This window comes from Flavobacterium sp. KACC 22763 (assembly GCF_028736155.1).
Classification (GTDB): Bacteria; Bacteroidota; Bacteroidia; order Flavobacteriales; family Flavobacteriaceae; genus Flavobacterium.
On record NZ_CP117879.1, the window covers coordinates 755,929 to 772,898 of the forward strand.

General features: G+C 33.3%; 18 protein-coding genes. 9 read left to right on the plus strand and 9 right to left on the minus strand.

Annotated elements, in window-relative coordinates:
* Nucleotides 1–3 precede the first annotated feature (3 nt).
* Nucleotides 4–891 (minus strand): 3-hydroxyacyl-CoA dehydrogenase family protein, encoded by an 888-nt coding sequence (locus PQ463_RS03335; RefSeq protein ID WP_111376852.1) that lies wholly within the window; start codon nt 889–891, stop codon nt 4–6.
* A 91-nt stretch (nt 892–982) separates the two neighbouring features.
* Nucleotides 983–1,948 carry a Gfo/Idh/MocA family protein gene (locus PQ463_RS03340; RefSeq protein ID WP_274256298.1) on the minus strand — a complete coding sequence of 322 codons (966 nt, stop codon included), beginning with the start codon at nt 1,946–1,948 and terminating at the stop codon, nt 983–985.
* Between the two features lie 294 nt (nt 1,949–2,242).
* Here PQ463_RS03340 and PQ463_RS03345 point away from each other — a divergent pair, with 294 nt between their 5' ends.
* On the plus strand, nt 2,243–2,884 hold the full coding sequence (locus PQ463_RS03345; RefSeq protein WP_111376854.1) for a protein-L-isoaspartate(D-aspartate) O-methyltransferase: 642 nt from the start codon (nt 2,243–2,245) through the stop codon (nt 2,882–2,884).
* A 26-nt stretch (nt 2,885–2,910) separates the two neighbouring features.
* Here the strand turns inward: PQ463_RS03345 and PQ463_RS03350 are convergent, their stop codons facing one another.
* From PQ463_RS03350 to smpB, 3 genes are all read right to left on the minus strand, one after another.
* A complete protein-coding gene (locus tag PQ463_RS03350; protein WP_274256299.1) occupies nt 2,911–3,960 on the minus strand; it encodes a Fic family protein in 1,050 nt (349 codons plus the stop codon).
* Between the two features lie 86 nt (nt 3,961–4,046).
* The gene (locus PQ463_RS03355; protein WP_274256300.1) at nt 4,047–4,685 is read right to left on the minus strand and encodes a hypothetical protein; all 639 of its coding nucleotides are present in this window, start codon (nt 4,683–4,685) and stop codon (nt 4,047–4,049) included.
* 82 nt (nt 4,686–4,767) lie between these two features.
* Entirely contained in the window at nt 4,768–5,223 is a 456-nt protein-coding gene (smpB, locus tag PQ463_RS03360; protein WP_008463103.1) for an SsrA-binding protein SmpB, read from the minus strand.
* Between the two features lie 140 nt (nt 5,224–5,363).
* Between smpB and PQ463_RS03365 the strand changes: the two genes are divergently transcribed.
* Nucleotides 5,364–6,020 carry a hypothetical protein gene (locus tag PQ463_RS03365; RefSeq protein ID WP_274256301.1) on the plus strand — a complete coding sequence of 219 codons (657 nt, stop codon included), beginning with the start codon at nt 5,364–5,366 and terminating at the stop codon, nt 6,018–6,020.
* 108 nt (nt 6,021–6,128) lie between these two features.
* On the plus strand, nt 6,129–6,353 hold the full coding sequence (locus PQ463_RS03370) for a VF530 family protein (protein ID WP_274256302.1): 225 nt from the start codon (nt 6,129–6,131) through the stop codon (nt 6,351–6,353).
* A gap of 2 nt (nt 6,354–6,355) precedes the next feature.
* Here the strand turns inward: PQ463_RS03370 and PQ463_RS03375 are convergent, their stop codons facing one another.
* The 3 genes from PQ463_RS03375 to PQ463_RS03385 all read right to left on the minus strand — a co-directional run bounded on the left by PQ463_RS03375 (nt 6,356) and on the right by PQ463_RS03385 (nt 8,435).
* Nucleotides 6,356–6,910 (minus strand): DUF3575 domain-containing protein, encoded by a 555-nt coding sequence (locus PQ463_RS03375; protein ID WP_274256303.1) that lies wholly within the window; start codon nt 6,908–6,910, stop codon nt 6,356–6,358.
* A 114-nt stretch (nt 6,911–7,024) separates the two neighbouring features.
* On the minus strand, nt 7,025–7,573 hold the full coding sequence (locus tag PQ463_RS03380) for a GNAT family N-acetyltransferase (protein ID WP_274256304.1): 549 nt from the start codon (nt 7,571–7,573) through the stop codon (nt 7,025–7,027).
* Nucleotides 7,574–7,583: 10 nt separating this feature from the next.
* Complete coding sequence (locus PQ463_RS03385) at nt 7,584–8,435, minus strand: aldose 1-epimerase family protein (protein WP_274256305.1); 852 nt, start codon at nt 8,433–8,435, stop codon at nt 7,584–7,586.
* A gap of 185 nt (nt 8,436–8,620) precedes the next feature.
* On the opposite strand from PQ463_RS03385, the gene PQ463_RS03390 reads away from it, so the two are divergent.
* Nucleotides 8,621–10,891 (plus strand): M1 family metallopeptidase, encoded by a 2,271-nt coding sequence (locus PQ463_RS03390; RefSeq protein ID WP_274256306.1) that lies wholly within the window; start codon nt 8,621–8,623, stop codon nt 10,889–10,891.
* Between the two features lie 177 nt (nt 10,892–11,068).
* On the opposite strand, the gene PQ463_RS03395 is transcribed toward PQ463_RS03390, so the two are convergent.
* The gene (locus PQ463_RS03395) at nt 11,069–11,236 is read right to left on the minus strand and encodes a hypothetical protein (RefSeq protein WP_162847920.1); all 168 of its coding nucleotides are present in this window, start codon (nt 11,234–11,236) and stop codon (nt 11,069–11,071) included.
* A gap of 201 nt (nt 11,237–11,437) precedes the next feature.
* Here PQ463_RS03395 and PQ463_RS03400 point away from each other — a divergent pair, with 201 nt between their 5' ends.
* The 5 genes from PQ463_RS03400 (at nt 11,438) to PQ463_RS03420 (ending at nt 16,895) form a co-directional block, all read left to right on the plus strand.
* Complete coding sequence (locus tag PQ463_RS03400) at nt 11,438–12,073, plus strand: GNAT family N-acetyltransferase (protein WP_111423417.1); 636 nt, start codon at nt 11,438–11,440, stop codon at nt 12,071–12,073.
* 64 nt (nt 12,074–12,137) lie between these two features.
* Complete coding sequence (locus tag PQ463_RS03405) at nt 12,138–13,331, plus strand: argininosuccinate synthase (protein WP_073409232.1); 1,194 nt, start codon at nt 12,138–12,140, stop codon at nt 13,329–13,331.
* Nucleotides 13,324–14,301: an N-acetyl-gamma-glutamyl-phosphate reductase gene (gene argC / locus PQ463_RS03410; protein WP_109192894.1), complete on the plus strand. Its 978-nt coding sequence runs from the start codon at nt 13,324–13,326 to the stop codon at nt 14,299–14,301. Before PQ463_RS03405 ends, argC begins: the two co-directional genes overlap by 8 nt.
* 174 nt (nt 14,302–14,475) lie before the next feature.
* Complete coding sequence (locus PQ463_RS03415) at nt 14,476–15,615, plus strand: aspartate aminotransferase family protein (protein WP_274256307.1); 1,140 nt, start codon at nt 14,476–14,478, stop codon at nt 15,613–15,615.
* Between the two features lie 86 nt (nt 15,616–15,701).
* Nucleotides 15,702–16,895, plus strand: coding sequence for a glutamate-5-semialdehyde dehydrogenase (locus PQ463_RS03420; protein WP_274256308.1), 1,194 nt, complete (start codon nt 15,702–15,704; stop codon nt 16,893–16,895).
* Nucleotides 16,896–16,970 lie beyond the last annotated feature (75 nt).

A 16,970-nucleotide genomic window follows, 5' to 3' on the forward strand; every position in this document is an offset into this window, starting at 1 on the left:
TTTTTATAAAAACTGCTTAGAGATTTTCTCTGCTTTTTTGCTTTCGCTATAATCATAAAACCCTTCACCAGATTTTACTCCCAGTTTACCAGCTCTAACCATATTAACTAAAAGTGGGCAAGGAGCATATTTAGGGTTTTTGAATCCGTCGTACATTACATTTAGAATGGCAAGACAAACATCAAGACCAATAAAATCAGCTAATTGAAGAGGTCCCATTGGGTGACCCATTCCTAATTTCATAACCGTGTCAATTTCGTAAACTCCTGCAACACCATTGTATAACGTTTCAATTGCTTCGTTTAGCATTGGCATTAAAATTCTGTTTGCCACAAAACCAGGATAATCGTTTACTTCTACAGGAACTTTACCTAATTTTTCAGATAAATCCATGATGATTTTAGTCACTTCATCGCTTGTGTTATAACCGCGGATGATTTCGACCAATTTCATAATCGGCACTGGATTCATAAAGTGCATTCCGATAACACGCTCAGGGTGTGCTACAACAGCTCCAATTTGTGTAATAGAAATAGAAGATGTATTGGTTGCTAAAATCGTATTGTGTGAACAATATTCGTTTAATTGTTTGAAGATGTTCAGTTTTAATTCAACGTTTTCAGTTGCTGCTTCAACTACTAAATCAACGCCGACAACTCCGTCTTTTAAGTCTGTATACGTAATAATGTTAGTAATAGTTTTAGCAACATCTTCTTGAGTGATGCTTCCTTTAGACAACATACGGTCTAAGTTGGCAGCAATTGTTGCCATTCCTTTATCTAATGATTTTTCAGAAACATCAATTAATTTTACGGTAAATCCGCTTTGCGCAAAGGTATGAGCAATTCCGTTACCCATTGTTCCCGCTCCAATTACAGCTATTGTTTTCATTTTATGCTAGATATTTTTTTATGATTTAGCCACGAATTCACCAAATAATTCGTGAATTCGTGGCTATTTATTTTGATTTACTTTTTTAAAACTATTTATTGAAACAATCAATAATTTGATAAGCCACGCGCAATGCATCAGTTGCCTGCTCAAGTGTTACAACTGGAGTTGTATCATTATTAATGGCATCTGCAAATGAATTTAACTCATCTAAAATGGCATTGTTGTGCTCTACATCAGGATTCGTGAAATAGATTTGTTTTTTCACGCCTTCAGCATTTTGAAGGATCATATCAAAATCCCCAGGAACTTCTGGCGCATCTTTCATACGAACCACTTCACATTTTTTCTCTAAAAAGTCAACAGAAATATAAGCGTCTTTTTGAAAGAAACGTGATTTACGCATATTTTTCAACGAAATTCTGCTTGCCGTTAAATTGGCAACACAGCCATTTTCGAATTCGATTCTAGCATTGGCAATATCTGGAGTATCACTAATTACCGATACACCGCTTGCATGAATGTCTTTTACTTTTGAATTAACAACACTTAAAATAGCATCAATATCATGAATCATTAAATCTAAAACCACGGGAACGTCTGTACCACGCGGATTAAATTCTGCCAAACGATGTGTTTCTATAAACATCGGATTTTCGATCATGTTTTTTGTAGCAATAAAAGCGGGATTAAAACGCTCTACGTGACCAACTTGTCCTTTTACATTGTATTCTTTGGCTAAAGCTATAATTTCTTCAGCTTCTTCTACCGTATTGGCAATTGGTTTTTCAATAAAGATATGTTTTCCAGATTTTATCGCAACTTTTGCACATTTATAGTGCGAAAGGGTTGGAGTTACAATATCAATCACGTCGACAGCGTGAATGAGTTTTGCAATTGTGCTGAAGTTTTTATAGCCAAACTCTTTTGAGATTTTTTCGGCATTTTCTTGATTTTCGTCGTAAAATCCAACTAATTCGTATTTGTCAGATTGTTGTAATAAGCGTAAATGTATTTTACCAAGATGACCAGCACCTAAAACTCCTACTTTTAACATGAGAATGTATTTTAAACAAAAATATAATTTATTTGTTTAACGTGAAAATGAATTTAGCGAATTATTGGTTGTTGGTCGTTTGAAGTTTGCAGTTGATTGCTCCTTTTAATTTTATAGTTTGTCACTCTGAGAGAAGTCGAAGGGCTATACTGGTTGAAGGACTTCAACTCCGCTTAGCCTGATAGATAGTGAGCTTTGGGCTTTCGACTTTTGACTTTACACTTTATTATTTAAAAATCAATATTTGAAATCCTGTTTTGTTTCTTATTTTTGCGAAAATAAAACCTACCTATTTTGAAAGATACTGCCAAACATCAAGGACTTCGCAATCAATTAGTAACGACTTTAGAACAAAAAGGAATTACTGATAGAGCGGTTTTGGATGCGATAAAAAAAATCCCGAGACACCTTTTTTTGAATTCAAGTTTTGAAGATTATGCTTATCAAGATAAGGCTTTTCCTATTGGAGCCGGGCAGACTATTTCGCAACCTTACACGGTTGCTTTTCAGTCACAGTTGTTAGAAGTAAAAAGAGATCACAAAATTCTTGAAATCGGTACTGGTTCTGGTTACCAGACTGCTGTTTTGTTTATGCTCGGAGCTAAAGTATATACGGTTGAAAGACAAAGTGAGTTGTTTAAAACGACATCTAATTTATTTCCGAAGTTAAATATTCGTCCAAAACACGTTACTTTTGGAGATGGATATAAAGGATTGCCAAATTTTGCGCCATTTGACAGTATTATAGTTACTGCAGGTGCGCCGTTTATTCCACAGCCTTTAATGGCTCAGCTTAAAATAGGAGGAAGACTGGTTATTCCGTTGGGAGAAGATGTTCAGATTATGACTTTATTAATTAGGAAAAACGAAACTCAATTTGAAAAACATGAGTTTGGAGAATTTAGATTTGTTCCTCTATTAGAAGATAAAAATTAAAAGAAAGCCCGTTTGAACGGGCTTTTTTATTGCGTAAGAATTGAAATATATCTTTCTAAGCTTTCTTTCTCTTTTTGGGCTATAAAGAGAAAAAAGTCTTCTTTGTCTTTTTTGGTTTGAGCAATTTCTAAAGACTGGTAATATTGCATTCGAGTTTCGTAATCACCTTTGATATTGGCTATTGGATAGCCTTTTTGCATTAGTATTAAGTTCATTATCAATCGTGAAGTTCTTCCGTTTCCGTCAATAAATGGATGAATGGTAACTAATTTTTCATGCATTTCAGCAGCAAGAATAATGGGATGCAATTTATTTTTATTGATTTCATACCAAGTAAAATATTCTTCCATTTCTTGTGGAACCATTAAAGGTTGAGGGGGCATGTGACTGCTTCCTTGAATCATAACTTGAACTTTTCTGTAACGTCCAGCATCTTCTGGGATTATGCCACGTAAGATTAAATTATGAATGGATAAAAGATCACGTTCATTTAATGAATTGTTTTTAGTCATTAACTCTTTTATAAAGCCAATAGCTTCTTGATGATTAATGGCTTCAAGATGTTCGCGCATACTTTTTCCAGAAATTGTCAGACCTTCGTTGATAACCATATCCGTTTCACGAAGCGTCATGGTATTTCCTTCAATTCTATTGCTTTCAAAGGTATATTCTAATTCCAGAGCCTGTTTTATTTTAAAACTGTCGTACTGTCGATAAGAATCTAATTTTTCTTTTAAAATATCAATTTCTCTTAGAATTTTCTCTAGTGAAGTAGATAATTTGAAATTTGAGACTGTTTTATTGTACCTAATTTCGTCTTCTGCAACTTTTAGCGCCTTTAAAGCAAGATCATCATCGCCAATTTCATAAAGAATTTTTTCTTTAAGCCAAGCAATCATTAAAGTTTCATAATCAATTTCTAAAAGCTGAGAAAGTTTAATTATTTGATCCTTTGTAGGTTTTCTTGTTCCCGATTCAAATTTACTTATCAAGGCTTGATCAATTTCAGCAAGCTGTGCCAATTCTCGCGTTTTTAAACCTTTCTGTTCTCTGGCATTTTTTAATAAAGATTTCATTTTAATGAAAGTTTTAGTCTTGACAAATTTAGTCAATTTTTAAATCAAAAGAAAAGCGATATTTAAATATCGCTTTTTCTGTATTGTTATTTTGGAGGCAAAGAGCCGTCTTTTCTCATTTCTTTAACTACAGCTTGCATGATGGCATCAACTGTTTGCCCTAAATCTGTAACATATTGTGATTCTGTGGTTCCTGTCCAGATTAATTTGTTTTGTTTTAATGAAAAAACATTGGTTTCTACCATGTAAGAAGTAGTTTCTTGATAATACCCTGGGTCATAAAAATTTGGAGAATACATTCCGTACCAATTTCCAAAACCATATCCATACATTCCCGTGTACATTCCGTCAAAACCTCCGTAATACATTCCGGTGTACGTGCCCGGAACATAATTAACTTCTTTTTCTTTGCTGACCAAACGCATGCTGATTACCCCGTCAAAATTTTCGTCTTGTAAAACTTTTAGTTTTTGTTCTTGTGTTAATTGAGAAGTTGCGTTTAAATATTGATATGAAGTTTTGAAAATCGGATTGCCTGCTGCAATTCTATTTTCAGTAATTCGTCTCGAAGCTTCGTCTTTGACTAAAGCAACAACCAAAACCTTTTTAAATTGTTCTTGTGTAATCGTTACATCTGGATCTCTCCAGCTGTTTACAATTGAAGTATTACTGCCGCAACTTGAAAACGTTGCTATAGCGAAAAACAAAACTAAGTACTTTTTCATATTTTACAGTTAAATTATTTTGTAATAAAAATAACAAATAAAATATTATAAATACATCATTCAGAGCAAATTAAATTTTCTTTTAATTGTAAGCTTTTTTAATACGGTCCAAATCACGTTTAGTATCTTGTTCTTTTAAAGATTCACGCTTATCATAGTTCTTTTTCCCTTTACAAAGTCCAATCTGTAGTTTGGCTAAGCCTTTTTCGTTTGTAAACAGTTTTAAAGGTATAATGGTTAAACCTTTTGCTTGAACATTTTTATGAAGTGTTTTTAATTCCTTTTTGTTCAAAAGCAATTTTCTTTCGCTTCTCGATTTATGATTGAATTGGTTTCCAAAAGAATACTCTTCAATATAAGTATTAATAGCAAAAAGCTCCATTCCGCTAAATTCGCAAAAGCTTTCTGTAATATTCGCTTTCCCTAAACGTATAGATTTAATTTCTGTTCCTGCCAAAACAATTCCAGCAGTATAAGTATCGATTATTTCATAATCGAATCGGGCTCTCTTGTTAAGTATATTGACTGATTTTATCATGGTTGCAAATGTAACGAAAATTGAAAAAATGTAGCAGTTAAAATTAATTAAAGATTTTTTTTTAATCCATGATTTAAATCATCCTTAAGCCGAAACCTTACTCATAAGTTTGTCCTGTAATTAAAAAAAAACGAAATAAAATGAAAAAGATTGTAACATTAGTGAGTATGGTGTTAATCGGTTTAACTGCTAAAGCTCAAGATTCATCTCAAGGGTTAAAAGGAGCTTGGTTTGCAACTTCGCAGTTTGGTTATCAGCAGACTAAAACTGGAGATGTAAAAGGAACTAATCTATCAGTGCTTCCAATTGTTGGAACATTTATTACGCCATCTGTAGCAGTAGGTGCGGGAATAGGTTATATTAACATTAAATCAGAAGGTTATGATAAAGTTAGTCCCGATCTTAAAACATTAGGGAATACAGACCTAATTGTAATTCAGCCATTAGCTAGAAAATACTGGAATGTAGCAGGTTCTTTATATTTCTTTGGACAAGCAGCAATTCCTGTTATTACTGGAAAAGAAAAAGAAAGCAACTTAAAAGTAAATCAGGTTGGTGTATCTGTATCGGGAGGTTTCGATTATTTTGTAACTAAGAATTTCTCAGTAGAGTTTTCTTATGATTTAGTAAACTTTACTTCTACAACTCTAAAACCAGAGAATGGAGAAAAAACAACTGTTACTAATTTTGGATTAGCTCATGTAGCTAATGTTGATTCTTATTACAACACAGCATTAGGCGGAAGTGCCCCAAACTTAACAACCCCGATTTCTGTTGGATTTAAATTCATATTCTAATTTATTCTTTATTTGATTAATGTAAAATTCTATTTAGTAATTTTGCGAAAAAAGAAGACCGTACTTTTTTGAAGTACGGTCTTTTTGATATTATTAAAAAAATACAAGATGCAAAATCAATCCAAAGATCCATTACACGGAATTACACTTCAAAAAATAGTCGAAACGCTAGTTGGCTATTACGGTTTTGATACTTTAGGTGAATTAATTCCGATAAAATGCTTTAATTCAAATCCAAGTGTAAAATCAAGTCTTACTTTTTTAAGAAAAACAGATTGGGCACGTAAAAAAGTAGAAGAACTTTATATTAAAACACTTCCTAAGTTAGGGTGATTTTATAATTTATACGAAATCATAACTCCTCCGCGGTACGGAAGCCATTCGCCACTTTTATTATAGTGAACTGCTTTGTCATATCTTCCTGGGGTTCCGTCATTATAATATCCGTGATAAAATCCTTGATGCCATCCACCGCCTACAAAAAAGTCAAGTAAAAATTTATCGCTTAGTTTTAGATTGTAGCCTACTGTTGCTCCAATTCTGTAGCCGAAACCATCTTCGTAATGGTTGCTATCCCAATAATTCCACTTTTGTATTTCATATTTATCAGCTCCTATATGTGCTCCAGCATAGAAACCATTATATTTCTCTTTAAAATGATAACGAATTTCAGGAGTAATAGTAACAAACTTCATAGGATGGTGTCCATTAAAAGATTCCCAAAATGAAGCCATTACGTCGGCACTAAAAGTGGTTTTTTCTCCTATACTGGTTTCAATGCCAATGTTAGGAATGGCTAATAAAGCTGTAGCTCCGTTAAATTTTACAAATGTCTGACTTTGCATTTGCACACAAAATAGAAGAACAATTAGGGCAGGTATTTTTTTCATAAGGACTTTTTGGAATTCAAAATCAGCAACTTTTTTTGCTGATTTTGCTCGCAAATATAACAGATAATGCTTGAGAACTATTAATTATAAGATTATTTTAACAAGTAGAAAGTTTTACTTTTCTAGTAATGAATAGATTACTTTGTCTATAAATTTTCCATCCCAGAATTCTACTTCTCTTAAATGGGCTTCTTTAACAAAACCGCACTTTTGCAATACCTTTTCAGAAGCATAATTTTCGGGATCAATTACAGCTTCAATTGAATGAAGTTTTAAATCTTCAAAACCATATTTAATCAGGTGGTTAACAGCTTCTGTAATAATTCCTTTTCCATGATGGTTAGGTGAAAGGATATAGCCTATTTCAGCTCGATAATTCTCTGGCTGCATTCTGTAGAATCCAATAATTCCAATTAATTTAGAATCATTTTTAAATCGGACGCTCCAGTTTATTCCTTCATTAGTATCGATCTTTTCATCAATCATTTTAATGAGTTCCAAAGCATCCTCGTGGTTTTTTGCCAGAGGTCTCGGAATATATTTCATATTTTCAGGATTAGAACGCAAGTCAAAGACTTCCTGTACATCTTTATCTGTTAGCCTGTCTAAAATTAAGCGTTCTGTTTCTATTATTGGAAAAGGAGTAAAATTGAAATCTAACATTTTGTTATTTTTATAATATAGTAATACTAAATTTTGCGCTGAAATCTTTGTTTTCATCCAGAATCAAAATTCCTTCTTTTTTGTATAAATCGCCTGTGTTTTCATCAGTATCAGAATAACCTAGCCAAGGTTCGATGCAGATAAAAGGTGCATTTTCTTTTGTCCAGATTCCTAAACTTGGAAAGTCATTATAGCTGACTTTTACATATGGTTTTGAATTGTTAAGAATAGTCAATGATTTGGATTCTAATGTTTTGAAAATTAAAGCGTCATTCTTAAAAAGCTCATAATTTAAAGGGGCTAAATTATTTTTTGTTTCCAGAACTTTAGTTTTAGAAGAAATCAAATCATTTTCAAGAAGATAATACTTTAAATTTTCTTCTTTTTCGAATTGAAAAGCATAATCTTCAAAATTGTCCGGAAGTGCGATTGCTGGATGTGCTCCAATTGAAAAAGGCATTTTTTCTTTTCCTTTATTTATTACTTTATATTCAAGTTCTAATGCGTTTTCAATAAGAGTGTAAATAAGCTGTAATTCAAAATCAAAAGGATATTTCTGTAATGTTTCTTCAGAAGATTTAAGAGAGAAGATGGCTTTGTTTTCCGTTTTTTCAATCAATTCAAAATCCATGTCACGAGCAAAACCATGACGTGGCAGATGATATTCTTTTTCATTGATTGTATAGGTGTTATTTTTTAAAGTTCCTACAATTGGAAAAAGAACAGGAGAGTGCTTGCCCCAAAAATCTGGATTGCCTTCCCATATATATTCGTCGTTTTGATTGTCTTTTATCGAAAATAATTCAGCTCCAGCATGTTTAATAGAAGCTTTTAATATAGAATTTGAAATGGTTGTAGTCACAATGTTGAGTCTAAAATGAATGTTCTTTTGATAGATGTAAATATATTTTATAAAATTTAGTTTTTTAAGAAAAAGGCTTAAATTATTTTATTGATAAAATTATGCTAAAATTAAATTTATGTTTTGAAATTTCTCTGTAAATAGCTTTTTTTTTCATTAATTTGCTACATAAACAGCTAAAAAATATGAAAAAGCAATCTGCAAAAGCCATTTTAACCGCGGCTTTATTTTTTGGGATTTCTTCAGTTTGGGCGCAGCAAACTCCTTCAGCACCAACAGCAAATCCAGTAAACAATTACAATTATCATGATGCCTTTGGACCTCATTTTTACACTAAAAATGCGACATCGACTCGTACTGCGAGCGGTGAGCCAGGAATAGAGTATTGGCAGAATAGAGCCGATTATCAGATTACGGCAAAATTAAACGGAACTACAAACGAGATTGTAGGGACAGATGAAATTACTTACACTAATAATAGTCCTAATAAATTAGGATTTCTTTGGCTGAATTTAGATCAGAACTTATTTAAAGAAGATTCTAGAGGAAATGCTGTTGTGCCTTTAACAGGAAGCCGTAACGGAGCTCAAGGGCAAGTTTTTGATGGTGGAAATAAAATAAAATCTGTAAAAGTAATTTCTGGCGGAAAAAACAAAACTGAAGTCGATGCTAAATATATCGTTACAGATACCAGAATGCAGATTTTCCTTCCTCAGGAATTGGCGGCAAAAGGAGGTTCTGTAAAGGTTAAAATTGAATTCTCTTTCATCGCGCCTTTTGAAGGATCTGATAGAATGGGGGTTTTAGAAACTAAAAACGGAAAAATCTTTACAATTGCACAATGGTACCCACGCATGTGCGTGTATGATGATGTGAGAGGATGGAATACAGCTCCTTATTTAGGTGCATCTGAGTTTTACTTAGAGTACGGTGATTTTGATGTGAAATTAACTGTTCCAGGAAATCACTTTGTAGTAGCTTCTGGTGAATTATTAAATGGTCAAGAAGTGCTTTCTGCAGATCATTTCAAAAAATATAAGGATGCTGCAAACAGTGATAAAACGGTAACAATTCGTTCTGAGCAAGAAGTAAATTCAGCTTCAAATGCAAATGCAGGAACAGAAAAAACATGGCATTATAAAATCAAAAATGCACGTGATTTCTCTTGGGCATCGTCTCCAGCTTTCATTTTAGATGGAGCAAAAATTAATCTTCCAAGCGGTAAAAAATCATTAGCATTATCAGCTTATCCTGTTGAAAGTGCAGGGCAAGGTGCTTACGGACGTTCTACAGAATATGTAAAAGCGTCTATTGAACATTATTCAAAACAATGGTTTGAATATCCTTATCCAGCAGCTACAAACGTTGCAGGAAATGAAGGTGGTATGGAATATCCTGGAATTGTTTTCTGCGGATGGAAATCTAAAGGACAAGATCTTTGGGGCGTAACAGATCACGAATTTGGACATATTTGGTTCCCAATGATTGTGGGTTCAAACGAAAGACTATTTGCTTGGATGGATGAAGGATTTAACACCTTTATTAATTCATTAAGTACTGCTGCATTTAACAACGGTGAGTATAAAGAAGAGCCGACAAATTTGCATGAAATGGCAGAACCGTTTACTAGACCAGATTTAGAAACCATTATGAGCTCTCCTGATAATATGAAAGAGGCTAATATCGGTATGTTATGCTACTTTAAGCCAAGTGCAGGTTTAGTGATTTTAAGAGAGCAGATTTTAGGAAAAGAGCGTTTTGATACTGCTTTTAGAACTTATATTGAGCGTTGGGCATACAAACACCCGCAACCGGATGATTTCTTCAGATCTATGGAAAATGTTGCTGGTGAAGATTTAAGCTGGTTTTGGAGAAGCTGGTACGTAAATAACTGGCGTTTTGACCAAGGTGTTAATTCAGTAAAATATGTAAAGAATGATCCAGCAAAAGGTGCAGTAATCACAGTTGAAAACTTTGACAAAATGCCAATGCCAATTGTTTTAGATGTGAAAACAAAAAGCGGAAAAGTGACTAGAGTTAATCTTCCGGTAGAAATCTGGCAAAGAAATAATTCTTGGTCTTTCAAACACAATTCTACCGAAGAAATTGAAAGTATTACTTTAGATCCAGATAATGCTTTTCCAGATAATAATACGTCTAATAATGTTTGGACAGCAGGAAAAGGAAAAATTGAAAAAGATATTATTTTAGATCCTTTTGTTGGTAGCTATGTTACGTCAAAATCGCCTTTGACAATTGAATTGACTGAGAAAAACAGTGTTTTAAATGCTGAACTTCCAAACTATCCTAAATTTGCATTGAAGCCTGTTGAAAACGAAAAAGATACATTCGAATCATCGAGAGCTGGTTTAAAAATTAAATTTAATGATGCTAAAAACGGTTTCGATTTAATACTTTTAGGAAATGGTCAAGTAATACCTTTTACTAGAAAATAATAGAAATAAAGCTAAAAACTTAAAACCCGATAGTTATTTTAACTATCGGGTTTTCTTTTGTTTTTAAGTTTCAAGTTTATTTTGTTTAATTTTTAAGAATTAAAAACTCAGAACCTCAGTAGCTTAGAGTCTTAGAATCTTTAAAGAATAACAAAACGTAAAAAAAATGTTAGAATTTTAATTTTTTGTTTTGTGAATTAAAAAATAATGTAATTTTGCACCGATGAATAAAATAAGTTTACATATAACTTCTTTGTCACGGACAAACTCACCGATTACTTCTCCCGAAGTACGGACGCTATCTCTATAGTGTTCACTGAGTTTTATAGCCGTATATTTATTCATACCCATTTTTCATTTTGAAATCATATAATTTGTCCATTGGACAAACATATCCTAAAAGTATTTATTATTTTGTAAATTTTCTTGATCAAGTTTTTGATTTTGAGAATGTTACTTCTATTTTGCTTAATTTTATTGGATTCAATTCTGGATTTCAAACGAATCAATATGCTTTAATTTTTAACTCTAACTTCAATAATTGAAATGAAGATCTCTATTGTTGTTACCCAGGAAGAACACTTTAAATACGCACAAGAAATCTGCGATACGATAGAATCATCTGCCTTGTTAAGAGGCACGGGGATTGCTAAAAGAACTCCTGAGTACATTCAGAAAAAAATGGCAAACGGTGATGCAATGATTGCTTTGGCTGACGGAAAGTTTGCAGGTTTTTGTTATATAGAAAGCTGGCAGCACGGAAAGTTTGTTGCGCATTCTGGGTTAATTGTACATCCAGATTATAGAAGTCATGGTTTGGCCAAAAAGATAAAATCAAAGGTTTTTGAGTATTCTTTGAAAAGATTTCCAGACGCTAAAATATTTGGAATTACGACTGGTTTGGCGGTAATGAAAATTAACTCTGAATTAGGCTATAAACCAGTTCCGTTCTCAGAATTGACAACCGATCCAAGTTTCTGGGCGGGTTGTAAAACGTGTACAAATTATCATATTCTACAAAGCAAAGAGAACAAAATGTGCCTTTGTACAGGAATGTTATATGATCCAAAAGAAAAACAAAAAACACCGCCAAGACATCCTTTTAACGAGGCTGTTTTAAACAGACTTAGAAAAATAAAACAAGCTTTATTCTTAAACAAAATCTTGTCATTGTTCGTTTAAGTCAAATGAATTAGAAAAAATCTCAAACTGCTACATACGAAAGTATTAGCCTAAATTATAAAAAATGAAAAAAGTAGTATTAGCTTATAGCGGAGGATTAGATACCTCGTATTGTTTGAAATATTTAAAAAATGAAAAAGGATACGAAGTTCACACTGTTCTTGTTGACACAGGAGGATTTTCTGCTGAAGAATTAACAGCTATTGAAAAAAGAGCTTATGAGTTAGGAAGTGCACAACACGCCAACTTAACAATTTTAGATAAATATTACGATAAAGCTATCAAATACTTGATTTTCGGAAATGTATTAAAAAACAACACATATCCATTATCAGTAAGTGCGGAGCGTGTTTTTCAAGCAATTGAAGCTATAAAATATGCGAAAAAAGTAGGAGCTACTGCAATCGCTCACGGAAGTACTGGTGCAGGAAATGATCAAATTCGTTTTGATTTGATTTTCCAAACGATTGCTCCAGAAATCGAAATTATTACTCCAATTAGAGATTTAAAACTTTCAAGACAAGAAGAGGTTGATTATTTGGCTCAAAATGGAGTTCACTATTCTTGGGAAAAAGCACAATATTCTATTAATAAAGGACTTTGGGGAACAAGCGTTGGAGGAAAAGAAACGCTAACTTCTAGTCAGCCATTGCCAAGCGAAGCTTATCCTTCGCAATTGCAAAAAGAAGGTGAAGAAAAAGTAACACTTCATTTTGAACAAGGAGAATTAGTTGGTTTAAACGGAAAAACAGATAAGCCTTCAAATAATATTGTGGCTCTTGAAAAACTCGCAAGTGCTTATGCAATTGGTAGAGATATTCACGTAGGTGATACGATTATCGGAATTAAAGGAAGAGTTGGTTTTGAAGCTGCTGCCCCATTAATTATCATCAAAGCGCACCATTTATTAGAGAAACACACTCTTGGAAAATGGCAGCAATACTGGAAAGAGCAATTAGGAAACTGGTACGGAATGTTATTTCATGAAGGTCAGTTCTTGGATCCAGTTATGAGAAATATTGAAACTTTCTTGCAAGACACACAAAAAACAGTAAACGGAACGGTAACAGTTTCTTTAAAACCATATCATTTCTCACTTGACGGAATCGAATCTGAAAACGATTTGATGAACACAGGTTTCGGTCAGTACGGAGAAATGAACAATGCTTGGACATCTGACGATGCAAAAGGATTTATCAAGATTTTAGGAAATGCGCAAAACATATTCTCATCTGTAAACAAATTAGATCATGATTAATGTCGGAATTATTGGTGGTTCGGGCTACACAGCCGGAGAACTCATCAGAATTTTAATGTATCACCCAAAAGTAAACATCGATTTTGTTTACAGTACAACAAACGCTGGAAAACCGCTTTCTGTAGCGCATCATGATTTGATGGGTGATATTGAAATGAATTTCACAGCTGAAATCAATCCGAATGTGAATGTTGTTTTCTTGTGTTTAGGTCACGGAAAATCGATTTCATTTTTGAAGGAAAATCAGTTTGCAAGTCATACCAAAATCATCGATTTAGGAAATGATTTTAGATTGAATAAAGATGCTCATTTCGAAGGAAAAGATTTTGTTTACGGTTTGCCTGAAATCAATAAAGCTGAAATCAAAAAGACAAATTATATCGCAAATCCAGGTTGTTTTGCAACTGCTATTCAGTTGGCTTTATTGCCTTTGGCAAAACATAATTTGTTGAATAATGATGTTCACATTAACGCTACAACTGGAAGCACAGGAGCAGGAGTAAGTCTTTCTGAAACGTCTCATTTCAGTTGGAGAAACAATAATATGTCACATTACAAAGCTTTTGAACATCAGCATTTAGGTGAAATTTCAGAAAGTCTGGTGCAATTGCAGGATGATTTTGACAGTGAATTGCTTTTTATTCCGAACAGAGGAGATTTTCCAAGAGGAATTTTTGCTACGCTTTATACATTGTGCGATGATAGTTTGGAACAATTGGTTGCAAAATACGAAGAGTTCTATAAAAACGAACCTTTCGTAACTGTTACCACGACAAACATCAACATGAAACAAGTGGTGCAAACGAATAAATGTATTATTAGTTTATTGAAAAAAGGAAACCGGGTTCTCATAACATCAATTATCGATAACTTAACCAAAGGTGCTTCAGGACAAGCAATTCAAAACATGAATTTAATGTTCGGATTAGAAGAAACCACAGGTTTACATTTGAAACCAAGCGGATTTTAATTTAAAAAAGTTATGAGTTATGAGTTATTGGTTAAGCGTTAATAACTGCTTGCTTTTAAAACTTCTAACTCCTATTATAAATAACTTTTTTCAGAGTTAAAAAGTTATAAGCAGTTTAAAGTCTGCTAAATAACTCTTAACTCTTAACAAATAACCTTTTAACTTTAAAAAGAAATGAACTTATTCAACGTTTACCCATTATACGACATAACTCCAGTAAAAGCAGTAGATTGTACAATCATTGACGACAAAGGAGTAGAGTATTTAGATTTATACAGCGGACATGGTGTGATTTCTATCGGGCACACACAACCAGATTATGTAGAAAAACTTAAAAATCAGATAGATAACTTAGGTTTTTATTCGAATGCGATTCAAAACCCTTTGCAGGTGGAACTGGCTCAGAAATTAGGAAAACTTTCTGGTCTTGAGGATTATGAATTGTTTTTGTGCAGTTCTGGAGCTGAAGCAAACGAAAATGCTTTAAAATTAGCGTCTTTCCATAACGGAAAATCAAGAGTTGTGGCTTTTGATAATTCTTTCCACGGAAGAACTTCTGCGGCAGTTGCAGTTACAGATAATAAAAAGATTGTTGCGCCAATTAATGCACAGCAAGAAGTAACGTTTTTACCTCTAAACCAAATCGAATTGGTTGAAGCTGAATTAGCTAAAGGAGATGTTACAGCAGTAATTATCGAAGGAATTCAAGGAGTTGGAGGTTTAGATCAAGGAACAACTGAATTTTTCCAGGCTTTAGAAAAAGTATGTAAAAAACATGATGTTGTTTTGATTTTAGACGAAGTGCAATCTGGATACGGAAGAAGCGGGAAATTCTTCGCTTTCCAACACCACGGAATCAACGCTGATATTATCTCAGTTGCAAAAGGAATGGGGAACGGTTTTCCAGTTGGAGCGATTTTGATTTCTCCAAAATTCGAAGCAAGCTTCGGATTATTAGGAACTACTTTCGGCGGAAGTCATTTATCTTGTGCAGCAGGGATTGCTGTTTTAGACGTAATTGAAAAACTTGATTTACAGAAAAATGTAAATGAAGTTTACGAATATTTCTTAGAAAAAATCAAAGAAGTTGACGGAATCAAACAAGTAAAAGGAAAAGGATTAATGCTTGGAGTAGAATTTGATTTTGATGTTGCAGCTTTAAGAAAGAAACTAATCATCGAAAAACACATTTTTACAGGAAGTGCCAACAATAAAAATCTGTTAAGAATTTTACCGCCACTTACAGTTAAAAAAGCAGATATCGATACTTTCGTAAAAGCTTTAAAAGAAAGTTTAGAGGAACTTAAAAACTAAGTTTGCCTATAACTGTTAATTCGTTTAATCGTTTAACTGGTTAATCGATTAAACGAATTAGCGATTAACCAATTAAACCAAAAAAAATGAAACCATTATCAATTGAAACACGCAATGCGGTTTTGCGGACTATGGCAAAGCTTGTCGAGCAGGAGCGGAATCAGATAATCCTAACCAATCAGGAAGATTTATCAGATTACGATGGCTCAGATTTAGCGATGGAAGAACGTTTAAAAGTAGATGATAAAAAAGTCGACGAAATGATTTTATCGTTAAATCAGTTAGCTTCTCAGGAAGATCCCGTTGGCGTTGAGCGTTTTCATTTTACACATGATAATGGAATAAAAGTGGTGAATAAAACCGCTGCTTTTGGAACGATTTTAATCATATACGAATCTCGCCCAGATGTTACCATTGAAGCGGGAGGAATTGCCTTTAAATCCGGAAATAAAATTTTATTAAAGGGAGGAAAAGAGTCTTTAAAATCAAACTTGAAAATCGTAAGTCTTTGGCATAAAGCTTTAGAAGAAAACGGAGTTTCAAAAGATTGGGTAGAATATCTCAATTACAACCGAACAGAAACTCAGGCATTTTTAGAAAAACCAACTCAAAAAGTTGATTTAATAGTTCCAAGAGGAGGAGAAAAACTTATTGAATTTGTAAAAGCACATGCGACTTGCCCAGTAATCGTAAGCGGACGAGGAAATAATTTTGTTTACGTTCACGAAAAAGCAGATACTGATTTGGCTCTAAAAGTAATTTTGAATGCTAAAACATCTAAAATTTCGGCTTGTAATGCTTTAGATAAAGTTTTAATCGATTCCAAATTGCCAAACTTTGAAGGTTTCGTTGCAATGTTAATCGAAGCTTTAATTGAATCAAAAGTAGAAGTTATTGTAGATAAATCGTTAGAGAATTTCGAAAATACTAAAACACTTCAAAACGAAGATATTTGGTACGAAGAGTTCTTAGATTATAAAATTGTAATTGGAACCATAGATTCTCAAGAGCATGCCATTAATATGATCAATAAATACTGCGGAGGACATTCTGCAGCAATTATTACAAGAGATAATGAAGCGGCACAGCAGTTTATGGAATCGATCGATGCCGCTGCAGTTTATCAAAATGCCTCAACCCGTTTCACAGATGGCGGACAGTTTGGTTTAGGCGGAGAATTAGCCATAAGTACTGATAAACTCCATCAACGCGGTCCAATCGGCCTTCAACATCTTGTAACCAATAAATGGTACGTTTACGGAGAAGGACAGATTAGATAATTTTAGATTTTAGAGTTCAGATTTTAGATTAAAAAAACTTAGAATCTCAGCATCTTAGAACCTTAGCACCTTTAA

Bases quoted from the DNA above. Each gene is read 5' to 3' on its own strand.
- PQ463_RS03335 (WP_111376852.1), bottom strand. From the start codon at position 891: ATGAAAACAATAGCTGTAATTGGAGCGGGAACAATGGGTAACGGAATT.
- PQ463_RS03340 (WP_274256298.1), bottom strand. From the start codon at position 1,948: ATGTTAAAAGTAGGAGTTTTAGGTGCTGGTCATCTTGGTAAAATACAT.
- PQ463_RS03350 (WP_274256299.1), bottom strand. From the start codon at position 3,960: ATGAAATCTTTATTAAAAAATGCCAGAGAACAGAAAGGTTTAAAAACG.
- PQ463_RS03355 (WP_274256300.1), bottom strand. From the start codon at position 4,685: ATGAAAAAGTACTTAGTTTTGTTTTTCGCTATAGCAACGTTTTCAAGT.
- smpB (WP_008463103.1), bottom strand. From the start codon at position 5,223: ATGATAAAATCAGTCAATATACTTAACAAGAGAGCCCGATTCGATTAT.
- PQ463_RS03365 (WP_274256301.1), top strand. From the start codon at position 5,364: ATGAAAAAGATTGTAACATTAGTGAGTATGGTGTTAATCGGTTTAACT.
- PQ463_RS03370 (WP_274256302.1), top strand. From the start codon at position 6,129: ATGCAAAATCAATCCAAAGATCCATTACACGGAATTACACTTCAAAAA.
- PQ463_RS03375 (WP_274256303.1), bottom strand. From the start codon at position 6,910: ATGAAAAAAATACCTGCCCTAATTGTTCTTCTATTTTGTGTGCAAATG.
- PQ463_RS03380 (WP_274256304.1), bottom strand. From the start codon at position 7,573: ATGTTAGATTTCAATTTTACTCCTTTTCCAATAATAGAAACAGAACGC.
- PQ463_RS03390 (WP_274256306.1), top strand. From the start codon at position 8,621: ATGAAAAAGCAATCTGCAAAAGCCATTTTAACCGCGGCTTTATTTTTT.
- PQ463_RS03395 (WP_162847920.1), bottom strand. From the start codon at position 11,236: ATGAATAAATATACGGCTATAAAACTCAGTGAACACTATAGAGATAGC.
- PQ463_RS03400 (WP_111423417.1), top strand. From the start codon at position 11,438: ATGAAGATCTCTATTGTTGTTACCCAGGAAGAACACTTTAAATACGCA.
- PQ463_RS03405 (WP_073409232.1), top strand. From the start codon at position 12,138: ATGAAAAAAGTAGTATTAGCTTATAGCGGAGGATTAGATACCTCGTAT.
- argC (WP_109192894.1), top strand. From the start codon at position 13,324: ATGATTAATGTCGGAATTATTGGTGGTTCGGGCTACACAGCCGGAGAA.
- PQ463_RS03415 (WP_274256307.1), top strand. From the start codon at position 14,476: ATGAACTTATTCAACGTTTACCCATTATACGACATAACTCCAGTAAAA.
- PQ463_RS03420 (WP_274256308.1), top strand. From the start codon at position 15,702: ATGAAACCATTATCAATTGAAACACGCAATGCGGTTTTGCGGACTATG.